Here is a 16287-nt window from a genome sequence, read left to right as displayed (position 1 = left end):
TAATCTCTTACGTTTGTTGTGAGAGATCTCTTACACATGTGCGGGCGTGAATGCTCCTTGTTTTCTGAATACAGATACGTTGAGGTAGTCCGCCGAATAAACTAACCAGTAGGAAATGATAATGGTTACAGCGTTATATGCTTCGTTGCTTACGTTAGTCATGTTATGGCTTTCCATTGAAGTGATTAAGCAAAGAAGAAAGAATCAAGTAGCACACGCAGATGGTGGTGTTGAATCGTTACAAGTGGCTCGTTCCGCTCAAAGTAACGCAATGGACTATATTCCGATTACCGTGATACTGATGGCGTTGCTAGAGTTCAACGGCGCCAATGTATGGCTGATTCACGTTATTGGTATTGCTTTTGTTGCTGGTCGTATTATTCATGGAAAAAGCATTCTTGTTCGTAGCCTGAAGGGAAGAAAGCAAGGCATGTATTTGACCTTTGCCAGCATGGTGTCTTTAGTTGTTCTAAACTTGATTTATCTCCCGTTTGATAAGCTTATGTAAGGACAAGCATGGCGCTACGCCTCCCTCCACCATGGATGATTGTATTAACAGGTTTAGTGCTGAATATTCTGGCCATTGTTGTGTCGAGCCTAGTGCTCGACAAAATGGTGGTTGAACAAGCTCAGTATCGAGAGCGCCAACAGGGCAATGTCTACTCGATTCAGTTGGCTTGGAATACGATTGAAACCTTAGAACGTAAGCGTGAATCTATGTTGCTGCACATGGATATTAGTACTTCTTCAAGTTCGGCGGTGACGCCGGAATTAGAAGAAGCGAGGCGCGGTCAGCTTGGTGCGTGGGTCAGTGGCGAAGTTCCAGAGATTACTGTCGAAAACCTTTCTCAGATCATGATGCTGATTAACCAAGCTCAGCAATCGCAACGCATACGCATCGATGACTTCTACCTTGATAATCTAACCTTATCTGAACTCCTCCAAGCTCTTGAAGAGCAGATGACCCTCTATAAAAATATCGCGCTCTTTCTTCAGATCTTTGGTTTAGCATTGATTCTTGCGCGTGACCTAGCGAGACGAAATTAACCGTTCTACAACTGCAGCCAAACCTGATGTTGAGTTATTTGTCGAGATTAGGGTGCTGTTGCCCTTGGTACTTTGGAAGCTGGTCTTTAAGCTTTTTGAAGGTACTGAATGCGTTATTAGCTGATAAGCGGTTCATTAACCAGTCAGGCAGGATACCGCCCGCATTCGCATATGCCGTATAAGTGATGTGAGTCAGGCCATTGGTTAGAGGCTGTAAAACCCAAAGCGCATCGACCTCGTTGATTCGAATATACCCAGACTCTTTAGCCAAGTAATTGGATGCATCTTTAATGGTTAAGGTGAATTGACCGTCTTCTACTTCATATTTCGAATACGTCACCATATCACGGTCACGAGCTGGCCAAGGAGCTTTGAACTGGGTATAGACGATATTCTCATTACTAGAGATCTGCATTAATACTTCACTGTGCGACACATTGTCGATCCAATTCGGCACGTTATCGCTGTCTTCCAACAATAAGAGAAAACCTGAGTAGCTCGTTTCGACCTGCATTTGGGCTCGAACTTCAACAAGACCATTCCCATGATTGCGCTTATGAATGGTGATGCCATTTTCACTTTTGACGAACTGCCACGGAGTCGCATAAGAGAGGGCTGAAAATAGACAGAGTCCAAGTACCAAAATCCTAGGTAATATCATTATTCTTCCATGAAATGAAAAGCTTATCTTCCATGATTATAGAATAAAAATAGGTTGGATTCGCGTCGTAAGATGCTGCGTATTGAATATGGTTATTTGATATTGGGAAAAGCGGAAGACAGAGGTCTTCCGTTTATAGAAGGGAGGGTAGTGGCAATTTATCTAGAGCTTATAGGCTTCAACCGTTTTTATAGTGGTCCAATTGCTGTCGGCATCTTGGATGAATTCTTGTGTGTTCTCCAACCAACGTTTTTGTACTGACTTGTCTAAGTTCAGATATAACTTTCCATCTTCTATTTTCCAAGCTTGTGGATCGGTCTCAAACTTCTTACCCATTGCCACACCAAATGCGCAGTAACCGCCATATTGAGGAGCATAGGCTTCTGGATTGGCTCGAAATTCATCTCTGTTTTCACTGTTCGCAAAGTTATAGATCGCATTCTTATAGGTCGCTGTGAACTCTGATGTACCTTTTACTGGTCCTTCATTGGCAAAGTAAGCAACAGGGTCATAACCTTTAATCGCGAGGTCATTGCTGTCGACGCTCATATCAAGGTCGGCTGCCATGATGGAAAAGCTGGCACCTAATAACGCGGTCATTAGAGTGATTTTTTGACTGGTCGATTTCAAATGTGACATATCAAGTTCCTTGTCAGTATTAGTTAACTTGTATGAAATAAATTAGCTCACTCGTCCGGTCTATAGAGGGACAAAAGAACTAAAAACTAAGCGAATCGTTCGGAGGGTGCATGGATCTGCTTTCACAATTAATGGAACACTTCTCGATACGTACAGGCGTTTTCTATTCAGGGAACTTGTGTGGGGTGTCGTCATTTAACGCGCAACAAGGTAAAGAGGGGCACCTTCATGTACTGAGTGCGGGGGAGTTGAGCTTGTCTAGTGCTCACACGGAACACAGGCAACTGTCGCAACCTTGTATTGTTTATCTGCCGAATAGCACACCACATGCGATTGAAGGTGTGGGAGACGGCGCGGAGGTCGTATGTGCGAACGTAGAGTATCGCTCAGGACAGGTGAACCCATTGTTGTCTGCGCTTCCTGATGTGATAGTGATTCCGTTTGTGGACGCACCTAACTTAATGCCAGTGATCGAAGTGTTATCTAACGAGTCGAGCCAAGAATCGTCGGGGCAGCAGTACTTAATGGACAAGTTGAGTGACGCTTTGATGGCTTTGATTTTTCGTCATCTTATTGAGCAACAGAAAATTGATAGCGGTGTTTTCTCGGCTCTTGCACACCCTCGATTGGCTTCTGTAGTGACGGCCATTCATCGATTACCCGCTCGTCATTACTCGATTGCCGAAATGGCGTCATTGGCCGCGATGTCTCGTACTCAGCTTATTGAAGCATTTAAACGAGAAGTGGGTGAAACGCCGGGAGATTATGTGCAAAAGTGGCGAGTATCAGTGGCTCAATCGCTGTTATTGCAAAATAAGCCCATCAATTGGGTTGCCGATGAAGTGGGTTACATTAGCTACTCAGGATTCTCACGTGCCTTTCAACATGTTACGGGTGTGTCGCCGCGCCTTTGGCTAAAGCAAAATGTGTCGTGAAGCGCCAGGCACTCCCCCACTCGGTTTATGGCTATTCGCATCAGGCTGGTCTATGTTTTAGCGGAAATTGTATGTAGTTTGTTCTTTTATCGGAAGAGGGTGTAAAAAGGTGGACTTTATAAGCTCGTTGTAACATCCTGCCCGTCCTATTTTATCTAGACACCAATGAGACGAAGTGCCTGCTGAACATTATTCAGCCTCCCGTATCTCATTAAAGTATTAAGGAGTTCAACTTGAACCTATTTGTAAGAGACCTTACCGTTATCGATTCTTCATACATTTGTGAGCACAGAGGGGTCGTAGGAGATAGTTGGATTTTAGATGTCACCATGTCTGGTGAACTTAATGAAATGAGCATGGTGCTGGATTTTAGTAAGGTCAAAAAGCAGATCAAACAGCTGGTTGATCAACATGTTGACCACCGCTTACTGCTGCCAATGAAAAGCGCTGCAATCGTGCATCAGGCGAGCAAAGCCGGTTACTCTAAGGTCGATGTGTTGCGTGGTGATAAAAGCCTGCACCTGCACTGCCCTGATGAAGCATACTGTTTGATTGATGCTGAAGCGATCACCATCGAGAGTGTGACCGCTCATGTTTATCATATTCTTCGCGATAACCTACCAAGTAACGTCACAGGGTTAGAGATCACCCTTCGCCATGAAAACATTAATGGTGCGTTTTACCACTATACCCATGGCTTGAAAAAGCACGACGGTAATTGCCAGCGTATCGCACATGGTCACCGTTCTCCTGTCGAAATTGTGGTTGATGGTCAACGTGATGAACAACGCGAGCAGGCGTTTGCTCAGCGCTGGGAAGATATCTATTTAGGCTCTAAAGAAGACCAAGTTTCAGTTTCATCACTTAACCTGAGTGAACACGCGAATAGCGTTAATGACGAAAGTCACTATGGCTTCCGCTACACCGCGCCACAAGGCGAATTTGAGCTAGCGATTGCTAAGAGTGAAACGGAAATCTTACCAACCGATACCACGGTGGAATTACTGGCAGGCTACATTGCGGATCAAGTAGCCCCAAGTTTGGTAGAAAACCAATCACTACAAATTGTGGCTTATGAAGGGGTAGGTAAAGGCGCGATGGCGTTCCGATAACACCTCACGAGAGAGAGTCTCAGTTCTAATATGATGAAAGAAAGGCAAGATATTCAGTTATCTTGCCTTTTTTTTGTGGCTCTTTAAAACTGATTTAGCGGATAGTTTTAGGCATAAACACTAGGGCGTGTTGATCTTTCGAGCTGATTTTTGCAGCGAGTTGCTGGGTATTTATACAAGGCAGAGGCATCGATGTGTAGCTAGCCTACATGAGAAGCCGATAACGTAGTAGAAATGACCAGCAAACGCTGCCCGAAGGGTTCGAGCTGGGCGCCCCCGCAAAAAGCGTTTTACTCTTTGTTGAGGGAGATTTGCTTAGAATGACTAGGCTATTTCTCCCTCGCCGCGATTAAAACGCTTTTGACTAGGCGTCCCCATCCGAACAAAATTTAACCGCGAAAGGTCAACACGCCCTAGCGAAGTAGCACGCGTCGCAGTGGCGTTTTCTCGATTCCAGCAACCAACCCAAAGCTCAACAATACGGTGCCAAAAAATACCGTAACGTCTTTTGCCAATTCCGTAATGCCTAAGATTCCACAGACATTGAACAACACGATAATGATCAGTAAGTGGCTTACGTAGATACCCAGCATGCGATTTGAAATGGCACGAACCCAAGCGTAGTTACCCATGTTTGGATTTGCTAAAAGCCACATGAACACACCAATCCCCCACAAAGCCGTACCAAATAAGAAATCGTGAATATTAAAGGCGATATCAAACTGGGTTAACCATGCTGCTTCTGAAAAATGGATGATCATTCCCACAGCGACTAACCCCAACGCTTTTGCTGATGATAGCTGCCATTGGTGTTGGCGAATCAGAAAACCAGCGGTAACGAGTAAAGTGCTAAAGAACGGACCATTGCGCGTGAAGAAGGGTGCTTCTAATCCGGTTAGCGTTGCGTAGCTTCCTGCCAAAGCACCGTAGCCATAGAGCGCAATAGCGATCGGCAATAGAAGTTTATTGAGCTTCAATTCAACCAATAAAGCGATGATCAACACTGCGCACACAAGGGCTGGAATGAACCACAAATGCACCAATCCGCCCTCTAAGAAAGAGTTAAGTGGAGTGTTCATTAAGAAACCCCAATAGCCTTCGCGCTCACCTAGGTAGCCAAACTCTTCTACCTTTGCGAGGTTGAATGGCATCACTAAGCAAATGATGCTCCATGCCAACCAAACCTTAAGCAGTGGTTTGGAGTAATTAATGACGGTTTGCCACGGGGATGCAGTTAGCTTGGGCTGAATAAGATAACCGGAAATTAGGAAAAACAAAGGCACCGCAAAACGAGCAGTTTGGTTGAGAACATAACCGATCCAAGGCACTTCATCTATTTGCCAATAAGTGAGTGCCATTTGACCGTGTAAACCAATGATCGCCAAGATAGCAATCACTCGGCCTAACTCGATACTGGCGATGTGCTGTGAAGGCGTATGTTGAACGGAAGACATATCAGATCTCTTAGTAAAATTTTTACGAAATCTAGCAGTCTTTATGCCCAACTAGTTAGTCCTAAATCAAGGCTTATGACCTTTGTTTCAAGGCTTGTGTTGGTTTTTTGAAGCCTGTCGCAGCTATATTAAATCCATTGCAGTAAGCGCAAAGATGCCAAGTGTACAAGTGATAAGCGAACCCATAGTTGTGAGCGCGATAATATTGGCAGCAAGCGTTGCATTTCCGCCCATTGCACGTGCCATGACATAACTCGCGGCTGCGGTTGGTGCTGCACTCATCAGGAAAATTAGGCCCAGATCGAGACCTTCAAAGCCTAAGGCCAATGCTGCTAATGTGATAAGTAAGGGGGAAACAATTAATCGGTAACTTGAGGAAAACCAAGTCGCGAGTCTCTCTTGTTTGAGAGAGCTGATATCCAATGAGCCGCCTGTACAAAGTAAAGCCAAAGGCAAGGTCATTTTTGCCAAGTATTGCCCGGCGTCAGTGACCATTTTAGGGATTGGAATAGACAATGCGTAACAGAAAACGCCGAGGAAAATGGCGATAATAAGAGGGTTCTTGGTTATCGACTTTGCGATTGCTTGAATGGCTTTATTGCCGGTATCTGTCCCCTTGGGAGTTAGGGCAATCACCGCTTGGATATTGTAGAGCACTGTAATTGATGCGACATAGATAGCGGCCAGTGCCACGCCTTGGTTGCCGTAGATATTGGCTACATACGCTAAACCTATGATGCCAGTATTAGCCCGAAATCCACCCTGGATGATAACACCTTGGTCCTTCGACTCTTTAAACAACAGCTTAGTGGATAGAGTAGCAATTAAGAAAAAGGCGAAGTTAGCAGCTAGAGCAAATAACACTAAGGTGCTACTGGCAGAGAAGTTATGTTCGGACTGAACAATACTCAAGAACAGCATCGCAGGTAAGGTGATTTGAAAAACAATTTTGGAGGCGACATCAATGAAGTTGTCGTTGATCAGTCCAATTCGTTTGAGTATCACACCAAGAAACAGCATTAAACAGATAGGGCCTGTTACTGAAGCCGAAAACGCAAACTGTTCCCTAAGTGTGTCCATTATTTTTCCTTAAATTTAGCCGACTTCAATATCCTTTGAATACTGTCGCATTTTTCCACAATTCTTTGAGAAGACAAAATGAATACCAAGAGTTAAGTAAAAAACCTTGAAAAAAAGAACGAACGTGCTAAAAATAACGTATCAGATTTATCATTGGTGAATAATGAGCAAGGGAAAGATAACCAAAGAGTATATTTTGAGCCATGCATTCGCGCTTGCGAGTGAAAATGGGCTTGAGAGTTTGACGATTGGCGAGTTAGCCAAGCAGTGTGGCATGTCTAAGAGTGGCTTGTTTGCGCACTTCAACTCTAAAGAGAACCTGCAACTCTCTGTACTCGAATATTCCAACGCCATATTCACTGAAAGAGTTATCATTCCGGCGAGAGAGCTCGGTGACGGTGATATTGAAGCCAAGCTTAAACAACTGCTCGATAACTGGCTGGGTTGGAATCATTCATTCCAAGGCAGCTGCATGTTTATTGACGCATGGAAAGACGCTGGCAGTGAAACCTCTGTGATTCAGAAGGCATTGCAGAAAACCATTTCAGTGTGGATTGATTACTTGACGATTCAGGTAGCAAAAGCGGTTGAGAGCAAACAGTTCAGAGCCGATTTAGATCCTAAGCAGGCTACCTTCGAGTTATACGGTCTCTACTTGAGTGCGAACTTGTTCTATTCGTTGCGAGGCCAACAAGCGAGCCATACCCATTTTTGGAGTGGTGTAGAGCGCTTAATTGCTAGCTGGAAAGCGGTTTAATACATATAGCAGGTTAACTCGCAAATCATTTAGTTCGCAAACCATTGAGCTCGCAAAGCATGTGACCTTGCTTAATTAATGTTTGCAAAAGATTTTAAGAGAAGTGGCGGCAAGCAGTCATAAAAAGCGCTATCGCCATTTTTTATATTAATAAATAGCACGGTCGTTCGATTTTTTAGGGCCGAGCTCGACCCGCCAATGATGATGGCGATACAAGGAACGGTCATGAGTGACAAAATCTATTTCAATACATCGAACAAATTCAGCTTCAAGCGCAGCCTGATTGGTGCAACAACAAACCTGCATTACATTCTTGCGCCGAGCCATGCAAAGAAAACAGCGCGTAAGTTACTCCTTACTCCAATGCGAACTGAGCAAAAAAACGCCGATCCACAAGGGCTGATTAAGAGTGAAATTAAAGGCCGTGATGGCGTTTTAAAAACCTATTCTTTGGGTACGGGGCCTGTTTGGGTGCTGACTCATGGCTGGTCTGGCACTGCGAGTCAGTTCTTCCCTCTGATGGAGTACATCGCCGCTAAAGGCTTTACGGCTTTGGCTTACGATCATCCTGCTCATGGTGGCAGCGATGGCGTACATGGTCATATCCCTGCGTTTGTGAACGGCCTTGAAGCCATTCTTGATTCGGTGGGCGAGGTAGCTGGTTTGGTCGGTCACAGTATGGGTACCGCTTCTGCGTTGGAATGTAAGCACGTTAAATTGGAAAACAAGCCATTATTGCTGATTGCACCTGTACTGGATTATCTAGAAAACCTATTTGGCAGCGTTGCGCGTTCAGGTTACTCAATGAAACTGTTTGAGGCGGTAGTTGGAGAAGTAGAAGAGCAGTTTAACTACCCAATTCAGTCTGTTGATCCATATGGAAAGCTAGCGCTTCGTGAGTCTCAAACGATCATTGTTCATGACGAGCAAGACAAGTTTACTAAGTTTGATGTGTCTCAGCGTGCTGCGAATGAAATGGAACGCGTTACTTTGATTGCTACTCAAGGTCAAGGTCACGGGCGAGTAATGAAGTGCCCGCAAGTATTCGAGAGCTTTGATAACCTGATTGGTTAAGGTTAACTAATCAAATAAGTAGAACGTGGGTTAAGAAAACAAACACGAAAAAGGCCAACCAGACATTCTCTGGTTGGCCTTTGCTTTTAGTTGGCTTTAGCTAATCTTGTTCTTAGTTAGCACAGCTTGCTGGGCCGCTCTCTTTCCACACGCCCCATTGGCCTGTCGTTGTTGGATCTTCACCAGTTGTCCACCATTTCGCTTCCCAAACCTTACCGCCTTGAGTCACTTGGTCGCCGCCAGTGTAAACCGCACCTGAATCCCAAGCGTTAGTACACGTACCGCCGCCTGTGGTTTTCTTAAGAACGTTCACTGAAGTAGCCGCTACTGATGTCTCTGTGCCATCGCTGACCGTTACAGAGAAGTTCAGCGTTGTATCTTGCGTGTATTCCGTCGCGACAAAGCTCACTGAAGAACCTTGAACAGTCGCATCAATACCAGCAGGCACATCCCATGTGAAGGTCAATGTGTCTTGGTCAGCATCGCTCGAAGCCGAAGCATCAACCACGACTACATCACCCGCATTGACTTCTGCCGGAGCTGTAACTACTGCAACTGGTGCTGTGTTAACCGGGCCTGTATCTTTAGGGTTTACCGTTACAACAACGGTGTCTGTTGACGTTGCGCCTTCGTTGTCTGTTACGGTTAGACTAAAGGTCAGTGTCTCTTGTTGAGCAACCTCAACAACATCGAAGCTTGCAACCGCGGCATTGGCATTCGCCAGCGTTACGGCTGTTCCGCTTACTTGCGACCACACGTAGCTCGCAATCGTGCCGTCGCTGTCTTTTGAAGCGCTGCCGTCTAGAGATACAGAAGCTGGGCCTTCAACCGCTTGGTCTGCACCTGCAGCTGCCGTAGGTTTGCGGTTGACAGGATCTGTTGTACCGCCAGCAAGACCTTCATGCATTGCGTTTAAGATATCGCCGTTGTCCGCATCAATTTCCCAAGAGAATAGACCCGCAAGGCCAAGGCTACGAACGTACGCGCCTTTTGCTTTTACCGAGCGGTCATCATCAAATGTGATTAGCTGACCTGAAGTACGGTTCCAAACGTAAGGCGCTTCTGCCATTTCGTCGTAACCATATTCAAAGCCGTTGATGCCTTGGTTATTCGCGCCAAGCATGTTCGCTTTAATGCCTTTGTAATCAATAACGCCATCTTCCCATACACCTTGCGCAGAGCTACCTTTCAGTTTGCCGTTACCAACACCTGTCATAGGGTCGCTAGGATCAGAAAGTGTTGATGGTAATACACCTTCCCAACCACGACCGTACATTGCTGTACCAACGACTAGCTTGTTAGCTGGAACGCCTTGCTCAAGCAGCAATTGGATACCGTTGTCAGTGGTGTAAGCTGGGCCTGTGTATGGTTCGCCATTCTCATCAACACCTGAGCCATCACACTGACCAGGACGCATGAAGTTACCGCAGTTTAGTGCCGTTTGGTGACCCAACACGTTGTTCCAACCACCGTAGAAGTCATAAGTCATTGCAAAGATGTAATCCATGTACTGGATAGCATCGCCGTAGTTCACGTCTTCAATCTTATCGTGACCAACACCGATCGCTGAGGTTAGTTCATAAGTACGGCCATTTTCTGCTTCTAGCTCATCGAGCATTGCGCGCAGCTCTGCCATCAATGCGATGTATGCTGGGCCATCATTTACTGGGTCACCAAGATCTGGCGCAGCACCGCCACCACCAGGGAATTCCCAGTCAATATCTACACCGTCATAGAATTTCCATGTGTTTAGGAATTTTTTAACCGATGCCACAAAGGTGTCTCGGTTCGCTTTGGTTGTGAAATCGAAGAATGGGTCTGACAGTGTCCAACCACCAATCGATGGTATGATTTTCAAATCAGGATTACGCTGTTTGAGTGCCATCATCATCGCGTAGTTACCCTTGATCGGTGAGCTGTATTCGTGGCCCGCTTGAGGGAAACTTTTCTGGAAAGCGGCCCATGGGTCATGAATCACCACTTCGTAATCATTAACACCCTGACAAGCTGTCATTAGTGCGTTGTAGCTGTTTCCACCTACCGATTTTACTGATTCGTTAGGACCACAAATTGGGATGAAGCCATAAAGGATATGGGTCAAGTTATCAGCGGGTAGGTTATCAACTGTGTAATCACGGCCATAGATGCCCCATTCAACAAAGTAAGTACCCACTACTGTGTTTGGATCTGTGTTGTATGACTTGTTGTTCGGATCAACATTCATCGCAAGTGGGGCTAAGTGTGAGCCATCAGTATCAGCGATCGTGATTTGAGCGGGTGCACTTTTGGCACAGCCTGTTTCGTCACACGCTTCGATTTCCATCTCAAATAAGCCGCCTTGGCCGTATTCGAATGAAGCTGTGGTTTGACTGCCAGTAATTGGGCCAGTGGCAACTTTCACGCCATCGAAGTAGATGTTGTACGTGTTTCCTGACGTTCCGCTCCATTGGTTGAACTTAACGTCGACCTTTGCTTTGTCGTGATATTTAACCATCTGGTTGTAGCCTGATGTGGTTTCCATCGCGAGTTCAATTTTAGAAAACTGCAGGTTGTTGGAACCGTACATGTCGATGCTAGGTGCTGTTGGAGCAGCTAATGCTGTACCAGATAGCGCTAGAGCAATGCTTGCAGCACAGGTATTTATACGAATCATACTTTTTCTCTCATTCCTTGAAGGTTACGAGAACCAATTGGCCCCATAAACGGCTCCAGTCAGTTTTGAAGGAGCTTCCCAGTCAGTATTCGAGAGAGTTTTTATTTTATAACTGAAAATAAATCCGTTTACGATGGACAACTAAAAAATTGTATCTTGTTACAATTCTGTTGCTTAATGAGTGAGAGGTTGAGTCCATGTTTTATAAAATAAACCCTTCTTCAGAATGAAAATCTCATAAGTGAAAATTCACAACATTAAGTGATGAAAAGATGCGACAAACTATAAGAAAATATCGCTAATTGAAGCCGTATCACAAAGTGAAGTGTGTTGGATGAGTGGGCAGATCAACAAGGAGATATGAAGGGTATAACTGCAGATAATACTTTTATGGAGAATAGATTTACTGAGAAGATAGAGGTGAGGTTATTTTTTGAACTGCTCAGCTAAGGAAGCGCGTCTTTGTTGCATTACACTGTGGGTATCACCCGTCGCGGTATCTTCGAAGCCTTCTTTGATGAATTGCTGAGAGGGCACACTTGGCATCAGTCGCTTTAAGCGAGGTGAATCATAAGTGCCACTGATGGTGTAAACCGTTGGTCCGGAACCTGTATTGATTGTGACAATTTTGCCATCAAAGTCAAACGAGGTAGCAATGAGGCGATGATTCATCATTACACCTTTATCTGAAAGTGTAAGGATATCGGTGTTGTAAGGTGGCGCCGCAATCTCTACCCATGTGCCATAGACGTTGCTTGGGCTGACAGATTGTTGGTGGGCTTGGTAAGCAAAATAGCCGGCGGTGAGGGCAACCATAAAGCCAACTAATAGGAAGCCGTAGAGTAACGAGTTGGCAAATAGATCTCTGCTTTTAGTCGGCTTTTTTACCATTATCTCTTCATTTTTCGACTGATATTGTTTTAGATTCTATTAACTAAAACCTTAGTTTGCAAAAATTGTTCTAAGAGTTAGAAGCAGGATCGAATGTTCCAATAAATCTGGTTGCTTTGGCGATTTTTAGCATTGTCCCTCAGTATTTGCGCTGTCAATGAAAGCGAATTCCAGAAATGCTTAAGCTATGCGTATTTATTTCTTGTAGGAAAGTCTCGAATTGGTTAAAACAATTATCACCTAAATTTACGCATAGGCTTACTCGGTGAGCTCAATAATTGCAATTTGAAGATAACAAGGAAGTACAATGATTAAAGAAAACACATACTTTGAAGGTGGCGTTAAGTCGTTAGCGTTTAACCAGTCTGGTGCTGATGTGAGTGTTGGTGTAATGGCGGCTGGTGAGTACACGTTCGGTACTGCGGCTCCAGAAAAGATGACCGTTGTTAAAGGTGCTTTGATTGTAAAGCGTGTTGGTGATGATGACTGGACGACATACCAATCTGGTGAGTCTTTTGACGTTGCGGGTGACTCTTCATTCGACCTACAGGTAAAAGAAGCGACTGCTTACCTATGTGAGTACTTGTAATCAGGTCTAAATTTGTTCAATCAGGCATCGTTTGTCTCTGATTTAATAGAAAAAAACCACGCTCTAGGAGCGTGGTTAAATAAGTGATAGTAACCGGCAGTGGATAGTGTCACTTGTTTTTGTAGTCATCAAATGGATGACCAAATCGTTGTTCGTTGCAAAGTATCTTCAATCTTCAAAGCTCAACTCAAAGCCAAGACATCAGTAAGTCTCAAACACACCGTTGTTGTAGTCTTGAATTGTTTGTTCAATCTCTTCCATCGAGTTCATGACAAACGGACCATAGTGCACAACAGGTTCATTAATCGGTTCACCAGAAAAAATCAGTACCCCTGAATCTTCTAAGCTACCCAAAGACAGCAAGTCAGCTTTGGTGAGTTGGGCAAGTTGACCTTGGTTGATGACTTTGTCGCCGATCTTAATACTGCCTCGGTACACGTAAGTCATGGCATTGTGATTAACATTAGTCCCTAACGTGACTTTTTGCCCAGAATGAGAGCGCCAATCCGCAACGCTTAATGGCACACCTGTTTTCTGTAATGGGCCTTGAGCTCGTAAAGCCTCTGAATCATCGTCGGTTTGGTTGTGCAGCTCAAACCCTCCGGCAATCATTCTTAACAAACCACTTTGTTCACTTTGATGTTCCACAATGCTTTCACTTTGGAAGTCGTGATATTGCGCCGGCTGCATTTTGTGTGTCGCAGGTTGGTTTATCCAAATCTGGAAACCATGCAGCGCGCCTTCTTCCATCATTGGCATTTCACTGTGAATGACACCACGACCTGCAGCCATCCACTGCGCGCCACCGCTGCGCAGTTCTCCAACATTCCCCATATGGTCTTTGTGTTGGAAGTGACCTTGCAGCATGTAAGTGAGCGTTTCTATCCCACGGTGAGGATGTGGAGGAAAGCCGCCAACATAGTCTTTGCTTTCATCCGATTTAAGTTCATCAATCATCAAAAATGGAGAGAAACGTGCGTTGTTAAAACCAGCGAGTCTTTGGATTTTGACGCCATCACCGTCGGAGGTGGCATGTGCTGTAATCACATGATCTACTGCTCTTACATTCGTCATTTTAAAACCCTCATAAACTTGAATAGCTGTAGTTTATGTAATTTGATTGAAAAAGAAGATGGCATAGCGTTGAGTGACTTATTCGAAAATCTTGAACAGGTAACAAGATGAAATTATGTCTATACTTGAGTAGAGAGTAGACCGCCAAGGAGGCCGCTATGGCAGTTCAGCAAAAACATGGCGAAAGGCAGGGTCGGATGGGTTTTGATAACGATTTTACAACGGAGCAAGGTCAGCGTTTTACTGAGGTAGCGAATAACGCCGTTAAGCGACGGGGAAAAAAGCGTGAGATAGAAGCGGCTTTTGTGCATTCGGCAAAACAAGTCGCTTTTAAGCCAGTTGCTAGGTCCAAACGTATTAACCCGGATCGTACTCGACAAGTTGTATGGATTATTGTTATTGGGCTAGTAAGCCTTTGGGTTATGTATATGGCCGGCTAACGTTGACGTGTTTTTAACAGCGTTACATTGTTCCCTTCCACTTTCGTTTCAAGACAATCTACAAGTTCAGAAGAATTCGATTCTGAGCAAGATAGACTCGTCGGTAATTCTTCTATCAATGTAGAGACTGGGTTGTCGTGATAATAAGCATATCGGTTTTTTCCTGAATGCTTGGCCACGTACATGGCTTTGTCGGCACATCTTGTTAACTCATGCAATTCTGTCGCATCTTGTGGGTATAAAGACACCCCCACACTGAGTGTCAGTTCTTTTATTCTTTCGTTTGTCTGGCAACCGCTCTCAAATAAACCACATATTCTATCGAGAATACCGTCGAGGTCTTTTCGAGTTGGAATATCGTAGAGCATCAGAACAAACTCGTCTCCAGCAAAGCGCGCGATGGAATAATCGTATTCATGGTTTTTTCTGTCTCTGGTTCGAATGTTGTTGCTCAAGCGATTGGCAAAATGCTGCAAGACACTGTCTCCGACGTCGTGCCCGTAGCTGTCATTAATGCCTTTAAAGTCATCAATATCCAAAAAGACCAGTGCCGTAAGTGATCGCTCACTATCGACTGTCGCAAGTTTTTCAGCCGCCCAGCGCTCAAAGCTCCAACGGTTTGCCAAGCCTGTGAGTTGGTCTCTATAGGCTAAGTCTTCAATCCCTTCTTTGTACAAGCGCTGAATATAGCTCACTGCTTGTGTGTAATAGTAAGCGGATGTATGGCAAACCAAACTCATGGTAAATAAGCTAAGAACAAATCTGTGTGTACTGTTAAATGGCAAAGAGAAGTTGTTGGGCATTGCTGTAATCAAGGTACTGATAAACAGGCAAAACGAGGTGCTTAAGATAATGCCAATTCTGAAATCGTTAATGAAAATGACTGCCGCCAGAATCGGGTAGAGCCAAAGTATCCGATCGGGAATAGCATAACTGTACAAAAATAGGATGATGCCTTGAACTAGAAGGACTCCGCTCAGGATCAATTCTGAATATTCAGGATTAATAACTTTTTTTACGTAAAATGCATTGGAGATAGCAATAAGTGCAAAACACAGTTCGAAAATTGACAGCGTGTAATGCTGACCTTGGAAGTAAGCCCAAGTGTAGAATGTGAATAACGCAGCGGCAGCCAGTGAAAAGGAGTGGACAATTTTTTGCTTGCGAGTGGATCGTATGTCCGCCATTTCTTCTAGGTGTCTGCCGACGAGCCTTTTCATGTGATTTGTGCCAAAGATTTTGATAATGGTGTTAATAGTAGATTAAATAATAGTCATTACGGAGTGTTGGTGGCCTTTTTAGTGTGACTACTATCAAGGTTTCATATTAAAAAATAAGTAACCCATAATAAATAGTGATGTGTATCACGGACGGTGTAGACCCGCCCCACAACTGGCCATCCAATGAGCAGATTGGGAGAAGCGATTTGGCTATTATCTACTTGCTTTCCAGTGAGTTACTCAACATAGTTTGCAGATAACCAAAACCAAGAGAGGCTCATAATGTTAATTACTTTTAGTTGCAAGGCTCATGCTAGCGTCACGATGTTTGGTGAAGTCGGTCTTCAGTTCATCAAGATGCTTGGGCACAGCGGCACTATCCCTGGCGCTATGGATGCTTCAGAGGTTCCTCAAGCTCTGGATAATTTACGTGCTGCGATCGCAGCAGAGCAGAGTAAACCTGTAGAGCAAGAGAATACTGATGACGACAATGAAGAAGAGGTTGTTGAAGCGCCTGTTAATATTGGTAGCCGAGCGTTCCCACTGGTTGAATTATTAAAGGCCGCCATCAAGGATGAGTGCGAAGTGATGTGGGAAGACGGTAGCGGCAAGCGACTATAGTACGATTCGCGCGAAACGTAACAAGCCTATTGAATCTATT

The 16287-nt window shown here is 44.6% G+C and carries 17 protein-coding genes; 9 read left to right on the top strand and 8 right to left on the bottom strand.

Translation table 11 applies throughout. The features are described 5' to 3' along the window. Window positions 1-121: 121 nt before the first annotated feature. The gene (locus tag AB8613_RS18030) at window positions 122-508 is read left to right on the top strand and encodes an MAPEG family protein (RefSeq protein ID WP_146492593.1); all 387 of its coding nucleotides are present in this window, start codon (window positions 122-124) and stop codon (window positions 506-508) included. 8 nt (window positions 509-516) lie between these two features. Then, window positions 517-1047, top strand: a complete 531-nt coding sequence (locus tag AB8613_RS18025) for a DNA mismatch repair protein (RefSeq protein WP_146492591.1) — start codon at window positions 517-519, stop codon at window positions 1045-1047. 34 nt (window positions 1048-1081) lie between these two features. Here AB8613_RS18025 and AB8613_RS18020 read toward each other — a convergent pair whose 3' ends face one another. Together AB8613_RS18020 and AB8613_RS18015 are read right to left on the bottom strand one after the other, a co-directional pair. Then, complete coding sequence (locus tag AB8613_RS18020) at window positions 1082-1708, bottom strand: START domain-containing protein (RefSeq protein ID WP_146492590.1); 627 nt, start codon at window positions 1706-1708, stop codon at window positions 1082-1084. Between the two features lie 162 nt (window positions 1709-1870). Next, the gene (locus tag AB8613_RS18015; RefSeq protein ID WP_327784589.1) at window positions 1871-2347 is read right to left on the bottom strand and encodes a YHS domain-containing (seleno)protein; all 477 of its coding nucleotides are present in this window, start codon (window positions 2345-2347) and stop codon (window positions 1871-1873) included. A gap of 110 nt (window positions 2348-2457) precedes the next feature. On the opposite strand from AB8613_RS18015, the gene AB8613_RS18010 reads away from it, so the two are divergent. After that, complete coding sequence (locus AB8613_RS18010; protein WP_372385457.1) at window positions 2458-3282, top strand: cupin domain-containing protein; 825 nt, start codon at window positions 2458-2460, stop codon at window positions 3280-3282. A 233-nt stretch (window positions 3283-3515) separates the two neighbouring features. Further along, window positions 3516-4394: a 6-carboxytetrahydropterin synthase gene (locus AB8613_RS18005; RefSeq protein WP_285954839.1), complete on the top strand. Its 879-nt coding sequence runs from the start codon at window positions 3516-3518 to the stop codon at window positions 4392-4394. A 413-nt stretch (window positions 4395-4807) separates the two neighbouring features. On the opposite strand, the gene AB8613_RS18000 is transcribed toward AB8613_RS18005, so the two are convergent. Both AB8613_RS18000 and AB8613_RS17995 read right to left on the bottom strand, forming a co-directional pair. Beyond that, window positions 4808-5848 carry an acyltransferase gene (locus AB8613_RS18000; protein WP_285954838.1) on the bottom strand — a complete coding sequence of 347 codons (1041 nt, stop codon included), beginning with the start codon at window positions 5846-5848 and terminating at the stop codon, window positions 4808-4810. A gap of 123 nt (window positions 5849-5971) precedes the next feature. Continuing rightward, entirely contained in the window at window positions 5972-6928 is a 957-nt protein-coding gene (locus AB8613_RS17995; RefSeq protein WP_372385456.1) for an AEC family transporter, read from the bottom strand. 163 nt (window positions 6929-7091) lie between these two features. On the opposite strand from AB8613_RS17995, the gene AB8613_RS17990 reads away from it, so the two are divergent. Together AB8613_RS17990 and AB8613_RS17985 are read left to right on the top strand one after the other, a co-directional pair. After that, window positions 7092-7685, top strand: coding sequence for a TetR/AcrR family transcriptional regulator (locus AB8613_RS17990; protein ID WP_008216752.1), 594 nt, complete (start codon window positions 7092-7094; stop codon window positions 7683-7685). A gap of 225 nt (window positions 7686-7910) precedes the next feature. Further along, the gene (locus tag AB8613_RS17985; RefSeq protein ID WP_285954837.1) at window positions 7911-8759 is read left to right on the top strand and encodes an alpha/beta hydrolase; all 849 of its coding nucleotides are present in this window, start codon (window positions 7911-7913) and stop codon (window positions 8757-8759) included. A 112-nt stretch (window positions 8760-8871) separates the two neighbouring features. On the opposite strand, the gene AB8613_RS17980 is transcribed toward AB8613_RS17985, so the two are convergent. Both AB8613_RS17980 and AB8613_RS17975 read right to left on the bottom strand, forming a co-directional pair. Beyond that, window positions 8872-11412: a glycosyl hydrolase family 18 protein gene (locus AB8613_RS17980; protein WP_372385454.1), complete on the bottom strand. Its 2541-nt coding sequence runs from the start codon at window positions 11410-11412 to the stop codon at window positions 8872-8874. Window positions 11413-11838: 426 nt separating this feature from the next. Further along, on the bottom strand, window positions 11839-12303 hold the full coding sequence (locus AB8613_RS17975; protein WP_372385453.1) for a DUF2850 domain-containing protein: 465 nt from the start codon (window positions 12301-12303) through the stop codon (window positions 11839-11841). 307 nt (window positions 12304-12610) lie between these two features. On the opposite strand from AB8613_RS17975, the gene AB8613_RS17970 reads away from it, so the two are divergent. Beyond that, window positions 12611-12892 (top strand): pyrimidine/purine nucleoside phosphorylase, encoded by a 282-nt coding sequence (locus AB8613_RS17970; RefSeq protein WP_017057600.1) that lies wholly within the window; start codon window positions 12611-12613, stop codon window positions 12890-12892. A gap of 201 nt (window positions 12893-13093) precedes the next feature. Here AB8613_RS17970 and AB8613_RS17965 read toward each other — a convergent pair whose 3' ends face one another. Then, the gene (locus tag AB8613_RS17965; protein WP_065583562.1) at window positions 13094-13966 is read right to left on the bottom strand and encodes a pirin family protein; all 873 of its coding nucleotides are present in this window, start codon (window positions 13964-13966) and stop codon (window positions 13094-13096) included. Window positions 13967-14124: 158 nt separating this feature from the next. On the opposite strand from AB8613_RS17965, the gene AB8613_RS17960 reads away from it, so the two are divergent. Next, a complete protein-coding gene (locus AB8613_RS17960; protein ID WP_086714564.1) occupies window positions 14125-14406 on the top strand; it encodes a hypothetical protein in 282 nt (93 codons plus the stop codon). Here AB8613_RS17960 and AB8613_RS17955 read toward each other — a convergent pair. Further along, on the bottom strand, window positions 14403-15593 hold the full coding sequence (locus tag AB8613_RS17955; protein ID WP_372385794.1) for a diguanylate cyclase: 1191 nt from the start codon (window positions 15591-15593) through the stop codon (window positions 14403-14405). The genes AB8613_RS17960 and AB8613_RS17955 overlap by 4 nt on opposite strands. A 315-nt stretch (window positions 15594-15908) precedes the next feature. On the opposite strand from AB8613_RS17955, the gene AB8613_RS17950 reads away from it, so the two are divergent. Beyond that, entirely contained in the window at window positions 15909-16247 is a 339-nt protein-coding gene (locus AB8613_RS17950) for a DUF1840 domain-containing protein (protein WP_372385451.1), read from the top strand. Window positions 16248-16287: the final 40 nt, after the last annotated feature.

This window comes from Vibrio sp. BS-M-Sm-2, from assembly GCF_041504345.1.
Classification (GTDB): Bacteria; Pseudomonadota; Gammaproteobacteria; order Enterobacterales; family Vibrionaceae; genus Vibrio; species Vibrio satsumensis.
The sequence above is the reverse complement of the archived record's forward strand: the minus strand, read 5'-3'. Positions and strand labels throughout refer to the sequence as shown.